At 53.1% G+C, this 23,102-nt stretch carries 23 protein-coding genes; 16 read left to right on the top strand and 7 right to left on the bottom strand.

Going from position 1 to position 23,102, the window contains the following annotated elements; translation table 11 throughout:
- Positions 1–52: 52 nt before the first annotated feature.
- The 5 genes from recQ to NSS64_RS21945 all read left to right on the top strand — a co-directional run bounded on the left by recQ (position 53) and on the right by NSS64_RS21945 (position 6,300).
- Entirely contained in the window at positions 53–1,879 is a 1,827-nt protein-coding gene (gene recQ, locus NSS64_RS21965; RefSeq protein ID WP_341141510.1) for a DNA helicase RecQ, read from the top strand.
- 15 nt (positions 1,880–1,894) lie between these two features.
- On the top strand, positions 1,895–3,817 hold the full coding sequence (locus NSS64_RS21960) for a B12-binding domain-containing radical SAM protein (protein ID WP_341141509.1): 1,923 nt from the start codon (positions 1,895–1,897) through the stop codon (positions 3,815–3,817).
- 235 nt (positions 3,818–4,052) lie between these two features.
- Complete coding sequence (locus NSS64_RS21955; RefSeq protein ID WP_341141508.1) at positions 4,053–4,562, top strand: GNAT family N-acetyltransferase; 510 nt, start codon at positions 4,053–4,055, stop codon at positions 4,560–4,562.
- Positions 4,555–5,169: a nucleotidyltransferase family protein gene (locus tag NSS64_RS21950; protein WP_341141507.1), complete on the top strand. Its 615-nt coding sequence runs from the start codon at positions 4,555–4,557 to the stop codon at positions 5,167–5,169. The genes NSS64_RS21955 and NSS64_RS21950 overlap by 8 nt, the downstream gene beginning before the upstream one ends.
- Positions 5,170–5,448: 279 nt before the next feature.
- On the top strand, positions 5,449–6,300 hold the full coding sequence (locus NSS64_RS21945; RefSeq protein ID WP_341141506.1) for a hypothetical protein: 852 nt from the start codon (positions 5,449–5,451) through the stop codon (positions 6,298–6,300).
- A gap of 526 nt (positions 6,301–6,826) precedes the next feature.
- Here the strand turns inward: NSS64_RS21945 and NSS64_RS21940 are convergent.
- The 4 genes from NSS64_RS21940 to NSS64_RS21925 form a co-directional block, all read right to left on the bottom strand.
- Complete coding sequence (locus NSS64_RS21940; RefSeq protein WP_341141505.1) at positions 6,827–7,789, bottom strand: alpha/beta hydrolase; 963 nt, start codon at positions 7,787–7,789, stop codon at positions 6,827–6,829.
- Positions 7,790–7,878: 89 nt separating this feature from the next.
- A complete protein-coding gene (locus NSS64_RS21935; RefSeq protein ID WP_341141504.1) occupies positions 7,879–8,847 on the bottom strand; it encodes a type I phosphomannose isomerase catalytic subunit in 969 nt (322 codons plus the stop codon).
- Positions 8,848–8,925: 78 nt separating this feature from the next.
- Positions 8,926–9,522, bottom strand: a complete 597-nt coding sequence (locus NSS64_RS21930; protein WP_341141503.1) for a tRNA (mnm(5)s(2)U34)-methyltransferase — start codon at positions 9,520–9,522, stop codon at positions 8,926–8,928.
- Positions 9,522–10,478 (bottom strand): TIGR01212 family radical SAM protein, encoded by a 957-nt coding sequence (locus NSS64_RS21925; protein ID WP_036696094.1) that lies wholly within the window; start codon positions 10,476–10,478, stop codon positions 9,522–9,524. Before NSS64_RS21925 ends, NSS64_RS21930 begins: the two co-directional genes overlap by 1 nt.
- Before the next feature lie 246 nt (positions 10,479–10,724).
- On the opposite strand from NSS64_RS21925, the gene NSS64_RS21920 reads away from it, so the two are divergent.
- Together NSS64_RS21920 and trmB are read left to right on the top strand one after the other, a co-directional pair.
- Positions 10,725–10,898 (top strand): hypothetical protein, encoded by a 174-nt coding sequence (locus NSS64_RS21920; RefSeq protein ID WP_179090500.1) that lies wholly within the window; start codon positions 10,725–10,727, stop codon positions 10,896–10,898.
- A 201-nt stretch (positions 10,899–11,099) separates the two neighbouring features.
- On the top strand, positions 11,100–11,816 hold the full coding sequence (gene trmB / locus NSS64_RS21915) for a tRNA (guanosine(46)-N7)-methyltransferase TrmB (protein WP_340991462.1): 717 nt from the start codon (positions 11,100–11,102) through the stop codon (positions 11,814–11,816).
- 79 nt (positions 11,817–11,895) lie between these two features.
- Here trmB and NSS64_RS21910 read toward each other — a convergent pair whose 3' ends face one another.
- Together NSS64_RS21910 and NSS64_RS21905 are read right to left on the bottom strand one after the other, a co-directional pair.
- Positions 11,896–13,035 (bottom strand): MGDG synthase family glycosyltransferase, encoded by a 1,140-nt coding sequence (locus NSS64_RS21910; RefSeq protein ID WP_341141502.1) that lies wholly within the window; start codon positions 13,033–13,035, stop codon positions 11,896–11,898.
- Between the two features lie 53 nt (positions 13,036–13,088).
- Positions 13,089–13,616 carry a phosphatase PAP2 family protein gene (locus NSS64_RS21905; RefSeq protein ID WP_036727657.1) on the bottom strand — a complete coding sequence of 176 codons (528 nt, stop codon included), beginning with the start codon at positions 13,614–13,616 and terminating at the stop codon, positions 13,089–13,091.
- A 416-nt stretch (positions 13,617–14,032) separates the two neighbouring features.
- Between NSS64_RS21905 and NSS64_RS21900 the strand changes: the two genes are divergently transcribed.
- The 4 genes from NSS64_RS21900 to rplT all read left to right on the top strand — a co-directional run bounded on the left by NSS64_RS21900 (position 14,033) and on the right by rplT (position 16,705).
- Positions 14,033–15,274, top strand: coding sequence for a glycosyltransferase family 2 protein (locus NSS64_RS21900; RefSeq protein ID WP_340943290.1), 1,242 nt, complete (start codon positions 14,033–14,035; stop codon positions 15,272–15,274).
- A 284-nt stretch (positions 15,275–15,558) separates the two neighbouring features.
- Positions 15,559–16,056, top strand: coding sequence for a translation initiation factor IF-3 (gene infC / locus NSS64_RS21895; RefSeq protein WP_036696103.1), 498 nt, complete (start codon positions 15,559–15,561; stop codon positions 16,054–16,056).
- Between the two features lie 57 nt (positions 16,057–16,113).
- A complete protein-coding gene (gene rpmI, locus NSS64_RS21890; protein WP_036696104.1) occupies positions 16,114–16,314 on the top strand; it encodes a 50S ribosomal protein L35 in 201 nt (66 codons plus the stop codon).
- A 31-nt stretch (positions 16,315–16,345) separates the two neighbouring features.
- Entirely contained in the window at positions 16,346–16,705 is a 360-nt protein-coding gene (rplT, locus tag NSS64_RS21885) for a 50S ribosomal protein L20 (protein ID WP_036649386.1), read from the top strand.
- Between the two features lie 85 nt (positions 16,706–16,790).
- On the opposite strand, the gene NSS64_RS21880 is transcribed toward rplT, so the two are convergent.
- Complete coding sequence (locus tag NSS64_RS21880; RefSeq protein WP_036696107.1) at positions 16,791–17,333, bottom strand: acyl-CoA thioesterase; 543 nt, start codon at positions 17,331–17,333, stop codon at positions 16,791–16,793.
- 308 nt (positions 17,334–17,641) lie between these two features.
- Between NSS64_RS21880 and NSS64_RS21875 the strand changes: the two genes are divergently transcribed.
- The 5 genes from NSS64_RS21875 to NSS64_RS21855 all read left to right on the top strand — a co-directional run bounded on the left by NSS64_RS21875 (position 17,642) and on the right by NSS64_RS21855 (position 23,090).
- Positions 17,642–18,724, top strand: coding sequence for a BMP family lipoprotein (locus tag NSS64_RS21875; protein ID WP_340991464.1), 1,083 nt, complete (start codon positions 17,642–17,644; stop codon positions 18,722–18,724).
- Between the two features lie 177 nt (positions 18,725–18,901).
- Positions 18,902–20,440, top strand: coding sequence for an ABC transporter ATP-binding protein (locus NSS64_RS21870; RefSeq protein ID WP_340943285.1), 1,539 nt, complete (start codon positions 18,902–18,904; stop codon positions 20,438–20,440).
- Entirely contained in the window at positions 20,433–21,509 is a 1,077-nt protein-coding gene (locus NSS64_RS21865) for an ABC transporter permease (protein WP_340943281.1), read from the top strand. The genes NSS64_RS21870 and NSS64_RS21865 overlap by 8 nt, the downstream gene beginning before the upstream one ends.
- On the top strand, positions 21,510–22,466 hold the full coding sequence (locus NSS64_RS21860) for an ABC transporter permease (protein WP_340943280.1): 957 nt from the start codon (positions 21,510–21,512) through the stop codon (positions 22,464–22,466).
- Between the two features lie 273 nt (positions 22,467–22,739).
- Positions 22,740–23,090, top strand: a complete 351-nt coding sequence (locus tag NSS64_RS21855) for a hypothetical protein (RefSeq protein WP_340943279.1) — start codon at positions 22,740–22,742, stop codon at positions 23,088–23,090.
- Positions 23,091–23,102 lie beyond the last annotated feature (12 nt).

The following is a 23,102-nucleotide window of genomic DNA, read 5'->3' as shown; positions in this document are numbered from 1 at the left end:
CCGGTTGCCCGGTAAACTAAAAGGTAGAAAGCCTTAAGGAGTATGAAGAGATATGGAGATGCAAGGATCATTAATGGAGCAGGCCCAGGCCGAGCTGCAAAAATATTACGGTTATCCCGATTTCCGGGACGGCCAGAAAAAAATTGTGAACAATCTGCTGGAAGGCCGCGATACGCTGGGCATTCTGCCTACCGGAGGCGGTAAGTCCATCTGTTATCAGGTTCCGGCGCTGCTGCAGCGGGGGCTTACCCTGGTCGTCTCACCGCTGATCTCCCTGATGAAGGATCAGGTGGATGCTCTGACGACCGCAGGGATTCCCGCTGCTTATATCAACAGCACCCTGAGCGGCAAGGAAGTGAATGAGCGCATCCGCGCGGCCCGCCGCGGCGATTTGAAGCTGCTCTATGTAGCTCCCGAGCGTCTGGAGCTGGACTGGTTCCGCCTGGAGATGGCCGGACTGAATATCTCCTGCGTGGCTGTCGATGAGGCACACTGCGTCTCGCAGTGGGGCCATGACTTCCGCACCAGTTATCTGGCAGTGTCCCCGTTCGTGGAGCAGCTGCCGCAGCGTCCGATTCTGGCGGCCTTCACCGCTACGGCTACCCCGGAGGTCATGGAGGATATGGTCCGGCTGCTGCGCCTGCGCGAGCCGGGCGTCTTCATGACCGGACTTGGCCGCGACAACCTGGCGATGTCCGTGCTGCGCGGAGAGAACAAGCGCGAGTTCGTGCTGGATTACGCGGCTCAGCATGCCCATCAGCCGGGTATCGTGTATGCCGCCACCCGCAAGGAGGTGGATGATCTCTATCAGCGCCTCCAGGCCGCAGGCATCACCGCCGGGCGCTATCATGCCGGAATGAACGATCAGGAGCGGGCGGACAGCCAGGAAGGCTTCCTCTATGACGATATCCGTGTCATGGTCGCCACGAATGCCTTCGGGATGGGGATCGACAAGTCTAACGTGCGTTATGTCATCCATTACAATATGCCGAAGAACATGGAGGCCTATGTTCAAGAGGCGGGCCGTGCCGGGCGTGACGGGGAGCCGAGCGATTGTATCCTGCTGTTCAGTGCGCAGGATATCATGACCCAGAAATTCCTGATTGAGCAGAACCCGCAGGACCCGGAACGCAAAGCCAACGAATACCGCAAGCTCCAGCAGATGATTGAATACTGCTACACTACCCGCTGCCTGCGCAGTGCACAGCTAGACTATTTCGGCGAGAGCCATGACGATGATCACTGCGGGATCTGCAGCTCCTGTACCGACGAGCGTGAGCTGGTCGATATCACGGTTGAAGCGCAGAAGATCTTCTCCTGCATCCACCGGATGCGTGAGCGTTACGGCGTGGCGCTGGTCTCATCCGTACTGAAGGGCTCGCGTAACCAGAAGGTGCTGCAATACGGCTTCGAGAAGCTGCCGACCCACGGCGCTATGTCCAGCCGCAGCGAGAAGGAGATTACCGAGATCATCAATATGCTGATCTCGGAAGGATATCTGGCCTTGTCCGAAGGCCAGTATCCGGTGGTCCGGCTGCAGCCGCTGGCAGCCGAGGTGCTGCGCGGCCAGCGCCAGGTGCATCAGCGCGTGGCCCGCACGCTGGTCACGTCCGGCACGCGGGACCGCAGCCGTTCGCGCGACACTTCGCCGTCTGCGGTCAACGAGACGGTGTTCGAGCAGCTGCGCCTGATCCGCCGCGAGCTGGCGGGGCGCGAGCATGTGCCGTCGTACATCATTTTCAATGATGCAACGCTGCGCGAGATGAGCGTGGTCTGTCCGCAGACGGAAGCGGAGATGCTGAGGGTGAAGGGTGTCGGGGAAGTGAAGTACCGGAAGTACGGCAAGGCCTTCCTGGAGTTTTTTCAAAATGACATGTAAAGAAGGTTATAAGGCATGAGAATCATCCTGGCCACATTAAATGCCAAATATATTCACACGTCGCTTGCGATCCGGCTGCTGAAGGCGTATAGCGAGCATGAGTTCAAGGATATCCTTTTGGCGGAATATACCATCAAAGATCCCGCGATGAACATCGTGTCTGACCTTTTTCAGAAGCAGCCGGATGTGATTGGCTTCTCCTGTTACATCTGGAACATCGAGGAGACCATCAAGCTGGTCGGTATTCTCAAGCAGGTCATGCCGGAGGTCAAGATTGTGCTGGGCGGGCCGGAGGTATCCTATGAGCCGCTCTACTGGATGAAGCGGGAGGCCGGAGTGGACTTTGTCGTGAACGGTGACGGGGAAGAGACCTTCCACCATCTGCTGCAGGAGATCCGGGATGAACATAAGTACCATTTCGTATACGGTGCGGCTTACCGCAAGGGCGAAGAGCTGATCGTTAACCCTCCCCGTCCCAAAAGCGATCTTAACACCCTGCCGACCCCGCACCGCTTCGCGGAGGATCTGCCGGAGCTGAGCAAGCGGATTGTGTATTTTGAGACGAGCCGGGGCTGTCCCTTCAACTGCCAATTCTGCCTGTCCAGCATTGAGGTGGGCGTGCGTTATTATGATATCGAACGGGTGAAGTCTGATCTGCTCTATCTGATTGAGGGCGGAGCCAAGGTGATCAAGTTCCTGGACCGCACGTTCAATATCAACCGCAATTATGCGATGGAGATGTTCCAGTTCCTGATCGACAACCATCAGGGCTGCGTGTTCCAGTTCGAGATTACCGCCGATATTATGCGTCCCGAGGTGCTGGATTTCCTGGCGCAGAACGCCCCTCCGGGCGTCTTCCGCTTCGAGATCGGCGTCCAGTCCACGAATGACGAGACGAATGAGCTGGTCAAGCGCCGCCAGAACTTCACCAAGCTGTCGCGCACTGTGATGAAGATCAAGGCCAGCGGCAACATCGACCAGCATCTCGATCTGATCGCCGGATTGCCAATGGAGGATTACGACACCTTCCGCAAGACCTTCAATGACGTCTTTGCCATGGAGCCGGAGGAGCTGCAATTAGGGTTCCTCAAAATGCTGCGCGGCACCGGGCTGCGCGCCCAGGCAGCCAAATATGACTACACGTACATGGAGCATGCGCCGTACGAGATTCTCAGCAGCCATGTCATGCCGTTCGCCGATATCATCCGGCTCAAGCGTCTGGAGGATGTGCTGGAGAAGTACTGGAACAGCCAGCGGCTGGCTCATTCGGTCAAGTACCTGATCCGCCATGTGTTCCCGTCCCCGTTCGACTTCTTCCAGGAGTTCGGCGACTATTGGGAAGAGCGGGGCTGGCAGAAGATCGGGCATCAGCTGGAGGATCTGTTCACCCGGCTGCATGACTTCCTGACGGACCGGGGCACGGCCTCCATGGATATTGTCACCGGCCTGATGAAGCTGGACTACTTCCTCGCCCACAAGTACAAGCCCCGCAAGATCTGGTGGGAGGATGTGCTTGATAAAGCGGAGTGGGCGAAGCACCTGAAGCAGATCGCCAGTCAGCCGGAGCTGATCTCGGCCAAGCTGGCGGAGGCCGGGCTTAGCGAGCGGGAGCTCCAGAAGTTCATCGTGCTCGACGAGCTGCCATTCCGGCTCGATCCGGTGCTGGAATCGATCAGCGGGCTGCGCTATGACGGGGAGCTTGGCGCTGAGGCAGGGGCACAGCCTGAGGCTGGTGCCGATGCCGGAGACGGCCGGGAGCTTCGTGGAGTAGCGGCTGAAGGAGAATCGGCGGAGCTTGCGGTAGCAGTGGCTGAGGCCGAGGCTGGGGCGGTCCATAACGATCCGCATCCTGGGGCAAGCGAAGGCCGCACGCTGCTGATCGTCCTGTACCAGCAGGATGAGAGCCAGCGGGCGCAGTATTACGCTCTGCCTTTGTAGGGACGATCGCTGAGTGGGTGCCTGGTCCAAATGTAATCGAAAAACCGACCACATTCGGCGTTGCGTGGGCGCGTGGTCCAAATGTAATCGAAAAACCGACCACATTCGGCGCTGCGTGGGCACGTGGACCAAATGTAATCGAAAAACCGATCACATTTGGTGGCCACAAATCAACATGAGCAAGAGTACGTTACCTATGGGGGGCATACCGTTGAGTCAGGAGCAGCACATATCATTGTTTAGGTACGGTGACGAGCAAGGGGAGCAATTCAGGGACCAGTTACTTGGCTTTCAGCTTCCGGCGGAGCAGTTGCAGTTCACCGGAATGCCGGAGGAGACGCTTCAGGATATCAAGGAGGATGCCGGTAAGGAGGGAGTGGTTATTGCTCATGGAGAAAGGGCGGTGGGCTTCTTCATCCTCCATACCGGTGAAGGCATATCCGATTTCTTTCCAGACTATGGCGATGCAGTTCTGCTGCGCGCTTTCCTGATGGACTACGCCAGCCAGGGCCGTGGGTTCGCTATAGCAGCGATGTTGCAGCTGCCGGATTTTGTCCGCCGCCACTACCCTGAAGCCCGGCAGATTGTGCTTGCTGTGAATGAACGCAATACCGCCGCCAGTCAGCTATATCTCCGCACCGGATTTCAGGATCACGGCCTGCGGCGGAGCGGAAGCAAGGGGACACAACTTATTTTGCAATATGCGCTGCCTTCCGGGAGTGTTGGGGGTTTGGTCGATGGATAGTAGCAATGAAATGCATAACCGTCTTACAGAGCTATTCACCCGCGATACTCTGCTAATGGATATTTTCAAACGTGCCCAAGGATTGGCCCCATTCCCTTATTACATTGGCGCAGGCTGCCTGGTACAAACGGTGTGGAACGAACTGACCGGGCGGACGCCAGGGTATGGAATCAGTGACATCGATATTATCTACTACGATACATCGGATTTGAGCTATGCTGCCGAGGATGAGGTGATTAAGAAGGGCAAGGAGATTTTTGAGGGGATAGCAATTCCGGTTGATCTCAAAAATCAGGCTAGGGTCCATCTGTGGTACCCCCAGAAGTTCGGTGTGGAGATCAGCCCCTACCTCTCCCTGGAAGCTGCAATCGACAGCTGGCCGACTACAGTAACCTCACTGGGAGCAAAACTTGAGCTGAACGGTGAATGGAAGATTTATGCTCCATTTGGTCTGGTGGATTTGTTTCAACTGGTTCTGCGGCCCAACAAAGCGCTGATCACCGAAGAGGTATACCGTACCAAAACGCAGAAATGGAAGCGTAAATGGCCGGAGCTTACGGTGGTCCCTTGGTCTTTCACAACACCTAATTGTATTTACACATCCTAAGTGTTACGATCAGTCATAAGATGCAAATAAAGGAGCCTACACCTTATCATGTGGATTACTCTGTAAGGATTAATTAACCGGAAGAATGCCAGCAATAGTGCAGAACACTATGCTATTAGGCATGTCTTTCTTTAATCTTTCAGGGTATGCAGGGTAAGCTTGGTTCATAGACCGGCTTCTGCGGATACCTTAGGGTATCCTTTTTTGTTGCCGGGACACCGCATCTCTATGGCTCCTTGCCTGCTTATCCTCCTAAATCATGAATGGGGGAACTACTATATGTATCCAAAACTGATTTTAATCGAGGGCTTACCCGGCTTCGGAAAATCCACTACGGCACAGCTGGTTTATGACATTCTTACGGAGACGGGCATTAGAGCTCAGCTATTCCTGGAGGGGAATCTGGATCATCCGGCGGATTATGACGGCGTCGCTTGTCTTGCGGAAGCAGAGTACGATGAGCTGCTGGGGATGTGGGCCGATTCAAGGCATATATTAAGTCCGCGGACTACTGTTCATGACAGCCATTACCTGGTGGAATACCGCAAAATCATAGATGAACACGGGCCCCTTATTCCAAAGGAAGCGCTGGATTGGCTTAACCGGAACGATGTGTATGAATTGCCGCTCGCGCAGAACAGGGAGCTGATTACAGCAAGATGGAGACAGTTCGCTGAGAAGGCCTTGCAGGGGGCGGACACGTATGTGTTTGATTGCTGCTTTATCCAGAACCCGGTAACTGTGGGGATGATCAAGCATGGTGCAGCTGAGGAAGACATTGTAAGCTACACGTTGGAGCTGGAGGCCATTACGGCCGGATTGAATCCGCTGCTGATGTATATTGATCAGGACGATCTGGAGCTTTCTTTCCGCAAAGCTGTCCGCGACAGGCCCCTGGAGTGGTCAGAGGGGTTCATTGAATATTACACCAAACAGGGGTATGGCTTTAAACAGGGGCACCAGGGCTTAGACGGAACTCTGAGGGTGCTTGAGGCCAGACTGAAATTGGAGAAAATCATATATAACCGCATAAACATGCACAAGATCAAAGTCAATAATTCTTCGTATGATCTTCCGGCGTATAAGCAAGATTTAGCGGGGAGACTGGCAGGATATTTAGAGCGTGAATGACGGGTCTTTGCAGAGTTACTGTTAATAGCTGCGGAATACCTGATATGATCATTAGGGTGTTGGCGCGGAAAGTGGGGCCTAAGAAGAAGCCTGGAAATCCTGCATAAATTACAACATTCGCTGCTTCTGGAGCGTCAATATGGCGAAATCCTGTACAAAGTGCAACAACTGGTGCTCCAAAGAGTGTTAATTTGTTGAAAATAATGCCTAAAGTGCAACAATTGCTACTGAGACGGTGCCGATAGGGTGGAGATCCTGCAAAAATTACAACAATTGCTGCAATCGTGACAATTGCTGCTGCCGGATCAGCGGCATACCTTACGTTACAGCTAAGAGGAGAATTTTAACTTACTGTTACGGCAAAATAATCGAAAGAGAGGCACTCCGTCCGGGCGGAGTGCCTCTCTTTTTGTAACGTACCTGCGGATCACAGTGCAGTGGCGACATAGGTCTGCACTGTGCTACACCACCGTAAGCATCAGACCAACGTCAGCACCAGACCAGTACGTGTGTCTGCATCAATAGGCTAATCCGCCGTAGGCTGAAGCCGCATGGATTCGGCAGGCAGGTGGCGGGCGAGCCAGTCCAGCACATCGGCCGTGACCTCGTCCCGGTTGACCTCGTTCAGCATCTCATGCCGGCCTCCCGGATAGAGCTTGCATTCTACATCCTGAAGCCCCTGCTTCCGGTATAACTCAGCCAGACGCATCACCCCTTGACCGTTCATCCCCACAGGGTCCTTCTCGCCCGCGAACAGATAGACCGGCTTGTCGCTGCATAAGTGCTGAAGAGTAGACCTGGTATGAAGCTCACGCAGCATATGGAAGAAATCACGGAAGAAGCGGGTAGTGCAAATCGCCCCGCAGTAGGGGTCGGCAATGAAGTGATCGACCTCTTCAGGGTCGCTGCTGAGCCAGTCAAAAGCCGTCCGGACCGGAGAAAAGGAGCGGTTATATGCGCCAAACACAATTCCGTTCAGCAGCACGCTGCGGTGATGGTCTCCCTGTAGTCTTAACTGCATTGCGGAGAGGGACTCCGCCAGCCGCAGCATGCCCCTGGGACCATTGGTGCCGCTGAGGATGAAGCCGCTGTAGATCTCATTATCCTCCTCGCACATCAGCTTCTGAGCCAGAAATGAGCCCATGCTGTGCGCGAACAGGAAGATAGGCTTATGCTTATGCCGGGAGCAGGCAAGGTCTGCAAGCTGAAGGAGATTGCGCCGCATCCAGTAGAAGCCGTTCTCCCCGCTGTCACCGAGCAGGTTGACTCTGCCGGCGGTAAGCCCATGCCCCCGGTGGTCATTGGCATACACGGCATAACCGGCTGCGGTGAGCGCCGAAGCGAACCGGGCATACCGCGCAGCCGTCTCACACATACCGTGAGCAATCTGCACAATCCCCCGGATCTCCGTTCCCGCGTCCGGCAGCCATTCATAGACATGAATTTTGACATCTAAGGGATCAGTCATGGAAAAAGTGTTCTCAGTCATCGCCTGTCCTCCTGAAAGTGAAATTCAGCATTCCTAGCGTAAAGAGTACCTGGTGCTACCCTGATCCAAGTGAGATACAGTCCGGCTGCTTAAGGCAGATAAGAGCGCAGTACGGTAGATTGTCCTTCAATGCTGTAAGCGCCCAGGCTGGAAGGGAGCAGGTAACATTCGCCAGCCGCATAAGGCTGGGAGCCGCCGTCCCAGATCAGGTGGCCGCTGCCCTCGCAGATCACCAGGATGGTGAAGCTGTCAACGGTGGTGGCGAGCTGCCATTCGCCGGAGACGATTCCTTTTTCCACAATAAAATAAGGAGAGGAGGCGATTCTAAGCCATTCTCCGGCCACAGCACCATTTGTCTTCATCGAAGTCGCGCCTGCTCCCTCATAGGCGGTAACATTCAGGGAATCCTCGATATGCAGCTCGCGCGGCTTCCCGTCCAGACCCGGACGGTCGTAATCGTAAATCCGGTATGTAGTGTCAGAGTTCTGCTGGATCTCCGCCACAACGACACCTGCGCACAAGGCATGTACAGTCCCGGCAGGGATATAGAAGGAGTCACCGGCAGCTACAGTCACTTCCTGCAGGCTGTCCATAACCGTTCCGTTCTCCAGCGCGTCCTTCAGCATCTCGCGGGTGACGCCTTCCTTCAGGCCGTAGATGATTTTGGCGCCTGGCTTGGCGTCCAGCACGTACCACATTTCTGTTTTGCCAAGCTCGCCCTTGGGCAGGCCGGCATAATCATCCGTAGGGTGCACCTGCACGGAGAGGTTGTCATTGCAATCCAGCAGCTTGATCAGCAGCGGGAATCTTCCGCCTTCTTCCGTGATGCCCTTGCTGCCGAACCACTCGTGCCCGAACTGCTCACGGATGGCATCCAGGCCTTGTCCGGCCAGCTCGCCGTTGACTACAGAGGAGGTGCCGTTCGGATGATCGGCAATCATCCAGCCTTCACCGATGTGGCCTTCCGGCAGATCCAGGCCGAATTTCTCCAGCGCCCGGCCTCCCCAGACACGTTCTTTGAATTCCGGCTGAAATTTCAGAGGATATGGTTTCGTCATTACAACATCTTCCTTCCTGATAATAGAATGATCCTTCGATTGAAGGTGTGAACAAGTGGCGGCTGCCATTATCTGTGCTCAGCTTCTTCTCTTCTCTACAGCTACAACATACGGGGCAGACCCGCGCTGAAGCTGCCGGTACACGATGGTCTGCGCGTCCTGCTGGGCCAGTCCGGCAGCCCAGGCTTCGACAGCGGCGGCTTCGCGGCCGCCGCCTTCGTGGCCGGGATACAGCACGGCCGTGATGATCCCGCCCGGGCGGAGCAGCGCAAGCGCCGCCTCCAGCGCGGCCAGCGTGCTTCCCGGCTCGGTGATGATGGTCTTGTCGGCATCGCCTGCGGGCAGATAGCCGAGGTTGAACATCACCGCCGATACCGTTCCGCGCCAAGCGGGCGGAACGGCTTCAGCCATGGCTGCATGGCTCTGCTGCAGCAGCGTCACGGGAGCCAGCGCAGCAGGCGCTTCCTCCCGGGCCAGCCGCAGGCGCTCGCCGGCAAGAGCCAGCGCCTGCGGCTGAATGTCGAACCCGTACACCCCGCCGCGCGGCCCGGCCGCCTTGGCGAGGAACAAAGTGTCGGCACCGGTCCCCACGGTGGCGTCGATAGCCAGTCCCCCCGGCGAGAGCCGCTCAGCGGTCAGCTTATGGGCGAAGCTAAGGACAGACAGGAAGCCCATCAGCCCTTCCTCCAGTACTTACCCTGCCAGGTGTCCCTGGCAACCAGTTCCTGGTCAATGGCATTCAGCACTTCCCACTTCTTGAGGCTCCACATCGGGCCGATCAGGGCATCGCGCGGGGCATCGCCGGTCAGGCGGTGGACGATCATGTCCGGCGGCAGAATTTCCAGCGAGTCGGCAATGAGCTTCACATATTCATCCTGCTCCAGGAACCGCAGCAGCCCGGCTTCATACTGCTTCACCATCGGCGTTTTGCGCATGAGGTGAAGCAGGTGGATTTTGATCCCCTGAACCCCCATATTCGCTACAGCAGCTACAGTCTCCAGCATCATCTCATGCGTTTCCTGCGGAAGCCCGTGAATGATATGGGTACACACCCGGATGCCGTGACGGCGGAGCTTCGCAACAGCTTCAGTATAGCAGGCGGTATCATGCGCGCGGTTAATCAGATCCGAAGTGGACTGATGAATGGTCTGAAGCCCCATTTCCACCCATAGATAGGTGCGCTGGTTCAGCTCTGCGAGATACTCCACTACATCATCCGGCAGGCAGTCGGGGCGGGTGGCAATGGCGAGGCCGACAACCCCGGGCTGCTGCAAAATGACTTCATAATATTCCCTTAGCTCCTCGACAGGAGCATACGTATTGGTATAGGCCTGGAAATAGCCGATATATTTGGCATTCGGCCATTTCTGATGCTGGCGGTCGCGGATATGGTTGAACTGGGTGACCAGATCATCCCGGCGGCTTCCGGCGAAATCGCCTGACCCTCTGGCACTGCAGAACGTACAGCCTCCTTTGGCGATGGAACCGTCACGGTTCGGACAGGTGAAGCCCGCATCGAGCATGACCTTGAACACCTTGGTATCCATCTGCCCGCGCATTTCGTAGTTCCAGGTATGGAACCGTTTATCCCCCCACAGAAGCGGAGAGGAGGCTTGTTGAAGATTAGACATGTGCAGCTCCTTTCATTAACCTTCCCATTGTATCAAAAATCCGTGATGAACGTAACAATCCCTTCCGGAATTCCGCCGAAAAAAAACAGAAAATAGGCTGTGAATTCGCGCGAAACGGCTTGAAAATGCTTACACATTATGTTATATTTAAAGTGTTAAAAAAGACGCTGCATCAACCACAATCACATGCTTTGAATTCATAATTTCGTGTCGTCCGGTCCATACTAAACCTTAGAGGTGATAACGATGAATTCTCCAACGGTATTTGCTGATAATAAAGGTTCGATTGATGTGCAGCTGACTCCCGATGAAGCTCTCGCCCTGACCGGCGTAGAATTTAACGGCAACCACAAGATCAAGACAGAAGCGCAGCGGAAGATCCGCAATGCGTTTGAGAAGACCTTCGAGTTCGATAAATAAATTGCAGTCCGCTGAACGGCGGGCCGGTATGACAGATACAACACGCACGGAACTTTCGACCAGTCCAACAAGGGCGGGATGGAGGTTCCTTTTCTTTTGCTGAAATCCCTTTACTTTTGCCGGTAAGTTCGGCACAATATTGCAAGTAGCATTTATCCTATTCACAGATAAGGCAATAAAGAGATAAGCGGAGGAGTACCTATGCGTTTACGCGGAAGAAAAGGAATACGTGAAAGTCTTGAGGAGCAGACCGATCTGGTCATCCTGGAACCACGCAGCCTGAAGGGGCGCTGGTCTGAATTGTTCGGCAATGATCATCCGATTCATGTGGAATTCGGAATGGGCAAGGGGCAGTTTATCAGTCAAATGAGCTTCAAATACCCGGAGATTAATTTCATCGGCGTGGATATGTATGACGAGCTGGTGCGGCGCGCAGCCGAGAAGGCCCGGAATGTATGGGAGCCGGCAGGTGAAGAGACACCGCCCAACGTGAGAGTGGCCCTGGCCAATATCGATTACGCGGAGGAAGTGTTCGCTCCAGGGGAGCTGGAACGGATCTATCTCAACTTCAGTGATCCCTGGCCGAAAAGCAAGCATGCCCGCCGCCGTCTGACCCATCCGCGTTTTCTTGATAAATACCGCGGACTGCTCAGTCCGCTGGGCGAGATCCATTTGAAGACGGATTCCCGCAGCCTGTTTGAATTCTCGCTTAATGCATTTGCGGACTATGGCCTGCAGATGAAGAATATTTCGCTTGACCTGCATGAGGGCGGCGTGATCAACGAAGAGCATGTAATGACCGAATACGAGACCAAGTTCTATGGACGGGGCGTGAACATTCACCGCTGCGAGGCAATTGTCGGAGATGAGGCGCTGAAGCAATATCAGGCCATCCGTCTGGACAAGTACCGCCTCTAGGCTGCATTACCGGCAATTACAGCAAAAGGCAGTCCGGTTCATTCATACCGGACTGCCTTTTGCGTTCTAACCTGGTTCTCTACTGTCCATGTTCTGTGCGCGGTTTATCCAGCATATCAATAATGCTTTGGGCGCTTTGCAGCGGATTGTACCTGGAGATGGCCTCCAGATGGGCCTTGCGCGCCGCACGGACATTTCCGTAATCATTCAGCAGCCGCTCCATCCACCGGTCAACTACATCGAGGGAGCTGATCGGCTCCCCCAGGCCGGCGGCAGTGAAGTACCGGCAGTTCTCTTCTTCCTGGCCCGGCAGCGGAGAGTGGAAGAGCATCGGAATGCCCTTGGCCAAGCCTTCGCTGCAGGTCATGCCGCCCGGCTTGGTGACCAGCAGGTCGGACACCTCCATCAGCTTGTCAATCTCCCGGGTGAAGCCCAGCAGCCGGATGTTGGGATGTCTGAACCGCAGGTCTTGCTTCATCTCCTGCAGCAGCTTGTCATTCTGGCCGAGGCAGAACACAATCTGCACCTTGTCCCGCCATCCGGCCAGAGCCGCATTCACTACTTCGTCATTCATCATGCCCCAGCCGCCGCCCATAACCATGACCGTCGGAATACCAAGCAGCTTGAACTGCTCTTGAATGTCTTCCCGGCCGTGCTGCTCCCAGAAGCTCGGGTGGACAGGGATGCCGGTTACCCGGATCTTGAAGGCGGCAACGCCCCGGCGGCGCAGCTTTGCCTTGACCTCAGGGGTGGATACCAGATAGCGGTCCACCTGCGGGCTGATCCAGCTGGCATGGGCGTCATAATCCGTAATGACCGTAATCAGCGGAGCCTTCAGCGACGGGTGAAGCCGCTTCAGGCGTGAGATAACAGCACCGGGAATGAAATGGGTACAGACGATAATGTCCGGCTTCAGCTGCTTTACAATATTTTGGGCATGCGTATAAAACAAGCGGTGCAGGGCAAGTGTGGTAAGACGATTGAATGATTTCTGGTGACGGTACACATAGCCCATCAGCCGGGGCTGGGAGGTGACCGTCTTGCGGTATGCCGAGACAATGAGCGGGGCCACCTTGGGATTCAGGAAGCTCCCCAGCTCCAGCACCTTGGTCTGCACCTCCGGAGACAGCTTCCGCAGGCTGCTCGACAGCGCATATGCAGCCTGGGTATGCCCGGCACCGAAGCCCTCTGACAGCAATAATATTCTTTTTTTGCGCAATGTATAGTTCACCTGTTCCCTAGAGGTATTGACCGGCCGGCGCCCCTTAGGCATCATATCCAGAGGGCAAGCGTACCGGCTGCGACTCCAGACCCAATGACCGCTCCTGCGAGGACATCAGATGGATAATGCAGCCCGAGGTAGATCCGGGAGAAGCCGACTGTGCAGGCCAGAGGAAGCAGGACCGCAGTCAGGACAGGAAAGGCTATCATATAAGGAACCGTTGAGGCGAAGATAGCGGTCGTATGGCCTGAAGGAAAAGAATGATCCTTAAGCGGATTGCGGAACGTATTGGTGTCCGGCAGGGCCAGATAGGGCCGCAGGCGCGGGTAGAGCTTTTTGGCGATAGCGACGGGCACATGGCTTATCGCCAGCGCGGCCAGTGCCTGAAGTCCTGTAGTTCTCCATGGCTGCGGGCACACTGCCCAGACCAGGAGATTGATGCCGATCGCGCTTGTTGCACCTCCGAGATGAGTGAGGTAGAAGAGCCAGAAGTTCAGAAACGGATTGTGCATCCGTCCGTTAATCCATTGAAACACCCGCTGCTCCAGGAGATGCAGTTTCTTGAATAAAGGTCTCATATCATGTCCCTCCGATAGTCCGGCTAAAAGAGTTCTGGCGCAGCTTAAGCAGCAGATTTCACGGCCTGAAGCTGTCTTTATCATACTTTTTTAAGGTAGCCCGTTCAAGAAAAAGCTCGGGTCCGCTCGAAAAATGTCTCTTTTGACTTGTGAGCCCCAAAGCGACTACAATGATTCAAGCAGGAAGATCGCGTTTATAAGGTAACAGAGAAATAAGGAGCCAGCCAGTACACTGGAATCCATATTCATATCTTGTGAAACGGGACCATACAAATTCGGAATCCTGCCCGGAACTAAGGGGAAATTCTTGTCTACAGTAAGGGATGCAACAAAAGGGTCAGATAGAACGTTAGCAAGTTAGAGAGAGAGAAAGAGAAAAAACATCAAGATTTGGAAAAAGGGGGCATCTAAAGATCATGACAGACGCATTGTTTGTTACGCTCCAAGTGATCTTGGCGGCAATCGCAGTTTATCAGTTCGGATTTTCGCTGTTTGGACTGCGCAAGAAGAAGAACAAGGTTAGGCATGCGCCGCAAAAGTCATTTGCCGTACTGGTCGCCGCACACAACGAGGAAGAAGTGGTTGGCGCTCTGATGGAAAACCTGAAGCAGCTTAATTATCCCCAGGAACTGTACGATGTATTTGTCATCTGTGACAACTGTACGGATAATACCGCTGCGATCGTGCGGGAGCACGGCATGAATGCCTGTGTGCGTACCAACAGCAACCTGCGCGGTAAAGGCTATGCCATCGAGTGGATGCTGAAGGAGCTGTGGGCGCTGCCCCGCCAGTACGACGCTGTAGTCATGTTCGATGCCGACAACCTCGCACATACAGAGTTCCTGACAGAGATGAACAACGATCTGTGTTCAGGCGGACGGGTCATTCAAGGCTACATTGATACGAAGAACCCGGAGGATTCCTGGATCACGGCTGCTTACGGCGTATCCTACTGGTACATCAACCGGCTGTGGCAGCTGTCGCGCCATAATCTGAAGATGGCCAACTTCCTCGGCGGAACAGGCATGTGCTTCGAGACGAACCTGCTGAAGGAAATGGGCTGGGGCGCAACCAGTCTGGTTGAGGATTTGGAATTCACCATGCGCAGCGCCTCCAAGGGCGTATATCCAAGATTTAATTATGATGCCAAAGTATTCGATGAGAAGCCGCTTACCTTCAAGGCTTCCTCCAGACAGCGTCTGCGCTGGATGCAGGGTCACTTCACCGTAGCCCGCCGTTACTTCTTCCCGCTGCTGTGGCAGGGGATCAAGGAACGCAGCCTGACGAAGTTTGACCTGGCTCTGTACGGAGCGAACGTATACATTGTGTTGCTGACGTTCCTGATGACTGCCGTAATGTTTGTGGATAATGCTGTGTTCGACGGTCCGCATATTGCGAATATTTACGGACATCTGCCGCTGTGGCTCGGGTACTTTGCCGTAGGTGCCAATATTCTGACCTTCCTGCTGGCCATGGCGCTGGAGCGGGTGAAGTTCAAGAAGGTCTATCTGTACCTGCTGGTGTTCCCGGTCTATCTGCTCTCGTGGTATCCCATTACGTTCTATGCGTTCTTCACGCAGAACAACAAGCAGTGGAGTCATACCAAGCATACGCGCGTAGTCCGGCTGGAGGAAGTGCAGAGCAAGCAGGTTTCATAATCCGCACTGTAAATTAATAATTTCAGAAGGTGTTGACACCTTCGGTCTGATGATGTATAGTATTCAAGTGTGCAAAACATAGGGATTGCAAGCAGAAGCACCGGCTTCTCACCTGACTGGCTAACAGCCTGCTGGTTTTGATCTCAATGCTTTATGAATGGTTACAATTCATGAACGTTGATCAAACGGGGTGTCGGGGAATTACCGGCATCCCTTTTTTATGGAGAACCGTAATATATTATCTGAAAATTATTCGGAGGTGGAGGATTATCAGTAAGGAACATATGATCAATGATGAAATTCGTGCCAAAGAGGTTCGGCTGGTCGGAGCAGAGGGTGAACAAATCGGGATCAAGCCGATCCGCGAGGCGTTACAAATGGCGATCGATCTTAATCTGGATTTAGTCAACGTAGCACCGCAGGCGAAGCCGCCGGTATGCCGCATCATGGATTACGGCAAGTTCCGTTATGAAACGCAGAAGAAAGAGAAGGAAGCCCGCAAGAACCAGAAGATCGTGGATCTCAAGGAAGTCTGGTTCCGTGCAAACATTGAGGAACATGATTATCAGACCAAGTTCCGCAATGTAATCAAGTTCCTGGGCGAAGGCGATAAAGTGAAGTGCTCCGTCCGTTTCCGCGGCCGTGAGATTACCCACGCTAGTATCGGCCAGAAGATCCTGGAGCGCGTGAAGAGCGAAGTAGAAGAGATTGCTGTTGTAGAGCGCCAGCCTAAGCTGGAAGGCCGCAGCATGATTATGATTCTGGCTCCGAAGCCCCAATAATCCTGGAGTCACTTGCATAGCAATTTGGCGCCGCATAATATTCAAGGAGGAAACACCATGCCTAAAATGAAAACACATAGCAGCCTGAAAGGCCGCTTCAAGATCACTGGAACTGGTAAAGTATTGCGTTACAAAGCTCACAAGAACCACTTGCTGTCCCACAAATCGAAACGTGCAAAACGCGTATTGAACGGCAATCCGGTAATGGCCCCTGGGGATGTAAGACGTTTGAAACAAGGACTCGCTAACTTGAAATAGTTAATCACACATTTTTGGGAGGTTTATTAATATGGCAAGAGTTAAAGGCGGATTTGTAGTTCGTCGTAGACATAAAAAAGTATTGAAGCTGGCAAAGGGTTACTTCGGTTCCAAGCACCGCATTTTCAAAACAGCTAAAGAGCAAGTAATGAAATCGATGGTTTACGCTTACCGTGACCGTCGTCAGACGAAACGTAACTTCCGCAGACTGTGGATCGTTCGTATCAACGCTGCAGCCCGTTTGAACGGTCTGTCTTACAGCAAGCTTGTATACGGCCTGAAATTGGCTGGTGTAGAAGTGAACCGTAAGATGCTGGCTGATCTGGCAGTGAATGATCTGAACGCCTTCAACTCCCTGGCTGTTGTTGCCAAAGAGAAGATCAACGCGTAAGACGATATAAACCGAAAAGCACCGCCTGCGGGTTCTCCCGTGTGACGGTGCTTTTTTTGCGCGGTGGGAACCTCCGGATGGACGGCTATTCCCAGTATTTCGTTGTGCTAAGCAGCGAAGCGAGTTTCTTGCTGCTGGAGCGTCTCAGCTTGCGCAGCGCAGACCGCTCGTCAGCAGACTGGCAGATCAGCTTCTCTTCGTCGGTCTGGGCCACGATGGCCGGAACAGGAGCTGTAGTGCCGTCTTCATTCATGGCTACGAAGGTCAGGAAGGAAGTTGCGGCAACGGCGCGTTCGCCTGTGTATAGATTCTCGGAGATAATCTTGACGAATACCTCAATGCTGGTGCGGCCCGTCCAGGAGACAAAGGATTCGAAGCAGACGGAATCCGTCGGCCGGATCGGCAGGAGGAAGTCGACAGAGTCAGCGGATGCCGTTACCACGTTGACCCGGCAGTGGCGCATGGCCGAGATGGAGGCCACTTCATCAATGGTGCTCATCAGCTTGCCGCCGAACAGGGTCTTGTGATTGTTCACATCATTCGGGAAGACACGGCCGGTTTTGAATACGCGGGATTCGTGACAGTATTTGAAGTCGGGTGCAGCTTGTGGTGTGTGTTCTTGTTCCATTTTCAGTAACTCCCTTTGCGTACAAGATGTAATCATACATGATAATAGAAAAGCTTTCCCTGTGCAATAATAATGTTAATGCACTTGGAGCCATAAGCTACATTTTGAGGTTTTCTAACATATATCAGACATAAAGATAACAGCTTGTGTCAAGGTAAGCGATTTCTTGTTGAAAAATGCAAATTATTATTGACCTGAGGTCATTAATAGACTGGATTTTAGCTTTTTTTGCAGGTATAATTTGTACTAATGGTATGTCCAAAGCAGAACACAGAAGACATCCAATTTACTAAGGGGGATTACTTTCGATGAAGAAGTTTTACCAACTATCATTGGTTATGGTTATGGCCTTCACTGTCATTCTGGCAGGTTGCGGTAACAATAACAGCGCTAATTCCGGCTCCAACGCTGGAACAGCAACTACTGCACCAACCGACGCAGCTGCCACAGAAGCACCAGCACCAACAGAGGCTCCTAAGGCTGTCAAGCTTGGTCTCGTAACTGACGTAGGCGGAGTTAACGATAAGTCCTTTAACCAGTCTTCCTGGGAAGCACTGGAGGCTATGGAGAAGGAATTCGGCGCTGAGATCAAATACCTGCAGAGTAAATCCAATGCAGACTATGAGCCTAACCTTAACCAGTTCGTTAAAGGTGGCTATGATCTGACTTGGGGAATCGGCTTCGACCTTGGCGATGCCGTACTGAAGGTTGCCAAAGAGAACCCGAATGCTAACCTGGCGATCATCGACAGTGTAGTGGACGCTCCTAACGTTGAATCTGTAACCTTTGCCGAGAACGAAGGCTCCTTCCTGGTGGGGGTTGTTGCTGGTATGACAACTAAAACCAACAAAGTAGGTTTCATCGGCGGTATGGAAAGCCCGGTTATCAAACGTTTCGAAGTGGGCTTCAAAGCCGGCGTAGAAGCGGTTAACCCTAACGCAACAGTAAAGATCACTTATGCAGGCGCTTATGACAAGCCGGATACCGGTAAGTCCTTGGCAGCAACATTGTATAATGATGGCAACGACATTATCTTCCCTGCTGCAGGCGCAACAGGCAACGGTGTATTCAACGAAGCGAAATCCCGCAACAAAGCCGGCGGCAGCAAAGTATGGGTTATCGGCGTTGACAAAGACCAGTCTCTGGAATTTGGCGATGATGTAACGCTGACTTCCATGATCAAACGTGTGGACGAAGCAGTTAAGAAGGTTTCCCAGCAGGTTGTTGACGGAACATTCAAAGGCGGCACTACAACCGTTCTTAGTCTGAAAGACAACGGCGTAGGCCTTCCTGAAACATCCAAAGCTAACGTTAGCGCTGATATTCTGGCTAAGGTTGACGAATACAGTAAACAAATCATCGATGGAACAATTGTTGTTCCTTCTGAGTAATCCATTGCATCACCTTTACCCGATTTAACATAACGACGAAGCAGGGCCGGTTCAAGTACTGGCCTTGTTCTCTGTCAGCATCTGTTATAGACAATCACAACTGTACCGTCCTGTCTGGGGCGGTACAGCCGTGTCTTAAAGGCAATATTATATATATTCTGTGATGAGGGTGATTCCATGAGTGCTGCGGCTCCTGTCGTAGAGTTGAAGCAAATCACAAAACGCTTTCCCGGTATCGTTGCGAACGACTCTATTAGTCTGACGCTGGAAAAGGGGGAGATTCATGCGCTGCTGGGCGAGAACGGGGCAGGCAAATCGACCTTGATGAATATCGTATTCGGACTGTACCAGCCCGATGAAGGCAGCATCGAAATCGACGGGAAACCGGTTATTATTGATAACCCCAATAAAGCTATTGAGCTTGGCATTGGGATGGTTCACCAGCATTTCAAGCTTGTTGATCCTTTTACGGTCACCGAGAATATTGTTCTGGGTATGGAACCGAAGAAAGGTCTTAAAATTGACTATAAATCCGCTGCGGAGCAGGTTCGTAAGCTATCTGAGCAGTACGGGCTACAAGTCAATCCAAATGCCAAAATTCATGACATTTCGGTAGGCATGCAGCAACGGGTAGAAATTATGAAAACCCTGTACCGCGGAGCGGATATACTTATATTCGACGAGCCTACCGCTGTACTTACGCCGCAGGAGATTACAGAACTGATGGCGATTATGAAGCGGCTCGTTGCAGAAGGTAAATCCATTATTCTGATCACACATAAGCTGAAAGAAATCATGCAGATTTCCGACCGTGTCACCATTATCCGGCGTGGTAAGGTAATTGATACGGTGAAGACCGCCGAGACCAATCCTAACGAGCTGGCTGAGAAGATGGTCGGACGCGGGGTAACCTTCAAAGTGGACAAGCAGCCGCCGCATATTGGCGAGAGCATTCTAAAGCTGTCTAATGTCAGCAGCAAGAGCAAGGATGGCGTGCCTGTGCTGAACGGCCTGAGCTTCGAGGTTAAGGCGGGGGAGATTCTCGGAATCGCCGGAGTGGACGGTAACGGCCAGAGTGAGCTGATTCAGGCCATTACCGGACTGCGCAAGATTGACTCAGGTTCGATCCAGGTCTCCGGCAAGGAGATTGCCAATCTGTCACCGCGCAAGGTATCTGAAATGAATGTCTCCCATATTCCGGAGGACCGTCACAAGCATGGTCTAGTGCTGGACTTCACTGTGAGCGAGAACATGGTTCTGGAGACGTATTATAAGAGTCCATATAACCAGAACGGGTTCTTGAACACAGATGTGATTAACAAGCATGCCGAAGATCTGGTCAGACAATTCGATGTGCGCACACCTTCCATAGAGAACAAAGCCCGCTCCTTATCCGGCGGTAATCAACAAAAAGCGATTATTGCGCGGGAAATAGACAAGAATCCGACTCTCCTTATTGCCGCACAGCCAACACGCGGTCTGGATGTCGGGGCGATTGAATTTGTGCAGAAGCAGCTCATTGCCCAGCGGGATCAAGGCAAGGCAGTATTGCTGATTTCTTTTGAATTGGATGAAATTATGAATGTATCTGACCGGATTGCCGTTATTTATGAAGGACAGATTGTCGGAGAAGTATTCCCGCAGGACACGAATGACCAGGAACTGGGTCTGATGATGGCGGGCAGTTTGAAGCGGGGAGGTCATGCGGATGTCTAGACTCCGGAAAATATTCGCAACAGACAGCTATATCGTTCCGCTTGTAGCGATTCTGATGGGCTTCCTGGTGGGTGCTATTGTCATGCTCTTTGGCGGTTACGATCCTATCGCAGCCTACTCTGCGCTGTTCAAGCGCGTGTTCGGCAGCCCGTATGATTTCGGTGAGGCGATCCGCGAGATGACTCCGCTCATGCTGACGGGTCTGGCTGTAGCCTTTGCCTTCCGCTCAGGGATGTTTAACATTGGTGCGGACGGGCAGGTAATGATTGGAATGACGGCTGCATCTGTTGTCGGCATTAAGCTTGGCGGGGTATTGCCGGGCTTCCTGTTAGTCCCGCTTGCAGTCATTGCAGCCGCTGTGTGCGGCGGGCTATGGGCTGGTATTGCCGGATATCTGAAGGCCAAGCGCGGAATTAATGAAGTTATCACAACGATCATGTTGAACTGGATTGCGCTCTTCCTGTCAAATTATATTGTCCGGACGTTCCTGCTTCTGCAAGGGCAGAACCGGTCGGAGGATAATCCGGCTTCTCTATCCATGACCTTCCTCTTCTCCACCTTTGATAATGCCCGTCTGCACTGGGGAACCGTGATTGCCCTGGCAGCAGCTACCTTCTTCTATGTCTATCTGTGGAAGACCAAGCAGGGTTACGAGATGCGCGCAGTAGGCTTGAACCCGCATGCTGCCGAATATGCAGGAATGAATGTTGGACGTAACGTTGTTAAGGCTATGTTCATCAGCGGCGTGTTCGCAGGCCTCGCAGGCGCTGGTGAAGTGCTTGGCGTCTTCCATTATCAATCCGTATTTGCAGCTTCACCTGGTTATGGATTTGACGGTATCGCTGTTGCCCTGCTTGGACTGACCCATCCGCTGGGTGTCATTCTCGCTGCCATTCTATACGGCACGCTGACATACGGTTCGGCAGGCATGAGCTTCGGTGCGGATGTGCCTCCGGAGCTGATCCGTATTGTAATCGGTTCGATCATATTCTTCATTGCTGCGCAAGGCATTGTACGCTGGGTGCTCAAACCGTTTTACTTCAAGCGCAAGAAAGAGAAGGTGTTATAGATGGACTTCGTAGTCTTAGGCCAATTGCTCAATACGACGCTTGTTTTTTCCACCGCGCTAATATTTGCCTCCCTCGGCGGCATCTTCTCTGAACGATCCGGCGTCGTGAACATCGGACTTGAAGGCTTAATGATGTTTGGTGCCTTTGCAGCTGCTGTAGGTGGCTACTATGCTCAAGATGCAGGCATGGGCGAATGGGCCCCTTGGGTCGGTGTGCTTTGTGCCATGGCTGTAGGAGTAATCGGTTCACTGATCCATGCGGTGGCTGCGATTACCTTCAAGGCTGATCAGACGATAAGCGGTACGGTTATTAACTTCCTGGCTGCAGGCAGCACACTGTACATGGTTAAGCTGTTCTTTGAAGGATCAGGCGAAACTCCGCTGATCGACGGATTCAGTAAAGTGGCGATTCCCGGGCTCTCCAAGATTCCGGTCATCGGAGAAGGGATATTTAACTCCTATCCCACCACTTATCTGGCGATTATCTTAGTCATTGTTATTTATTTCATCCTGTTCAAAACTCCGTTTGGACTCCGTCTGCGCGCAGTCGGTGAACATCCGAGTGCGGCTGATACCTTGGGTGTCAATGTCAACAAGATGAGATATATCGGCGTCATGCTGAGCGGACTGCTGGCAGGTATCGGCGGAGCTACCATTACCTTGACTACTACAGGTACGTTTGCGCACAATACGATCTCGGGACAAGGCTTCATTGCCATTGCTGCGATGATCTTCGGGAAGTGGAATCCGCTCGGTGCCTTCGGTGCTGCGGTATTCTTCGGCTTCTCTCAGGCGATCCGCAACTATGTCCAGCTGTTTGAATGGTCCAAGAACATTCCGCAGGAGTTCATCTTCATGATTCCTTATGTGTTAACCATTATCGTACTGGTGAGTGCAGTGGGCCGTTCCTCGGCACCCAAGGCGCTTGGTGAACCTTACGACCCAAGCAAACGTTAAGGCTATCGGTATACCATTCCTAGTGCTTAACACAACAGAGCGCATTTCCGGATTTCCGGGAATGCGCTTTTTTGATAGATAAGAATTTATATGTTTTGGGGTCCCCGCAAAGTACCTGAGTCATCACCTACGCTAAAGCCCCGCTTTGTGGGGGGATTTTGTAATCAATGCAGGCAGCAGCTACGGATACTTCAGCCCGGAGGCGGGCGGATGTACAGGCAAATACCGGGTGAGGCGAATAGACTGTTAAGAAACAACTACAGGAGGGATATTATGGCACACCCGGTTACGAAGCAACAAGTGATCAAGCTGATTGGCAAACATATCGTGGCGGTTAAAAAAGACGGTTCCAAAGTGACGGGCAAGCTGGTCCGCATCTCAGGCAACCGGCTGATTCTACAGCGTATCAGTGGTAAAAAAGTACAAACCAAGGCACTGATTCCGCTCGTGTTGTTTGATTTGCTGGCCATTGGTACGGCTCCTTACGGTTATGGCGGAGGCTACGGGTATGGCGGTGCTCCTTACGGGGGCGGTTATGGTTATGGCCATGGTCCTGTTCCCGGCCCTTATGGCGGCTACGGCCCAGGTCCTGGTTATGGAATACCGCCGATTGGATTCTTTTAAGCTATAGAGCTT

This window comes from Paenibacillus sp. FSL H8-0122 (assembly GCF_038005345.1).
Taxonomy (GTDB): Bacteria; Bacillota; Bacilli; order Paenibacillales; family Paenibacillaceae; genus Paenibacillus_AQ.
The sequence above is the reverse complement of the archived record's forward strand: the minus strand, read 5'-3'. Positions and strand labels throughout refer to the sequence as shown.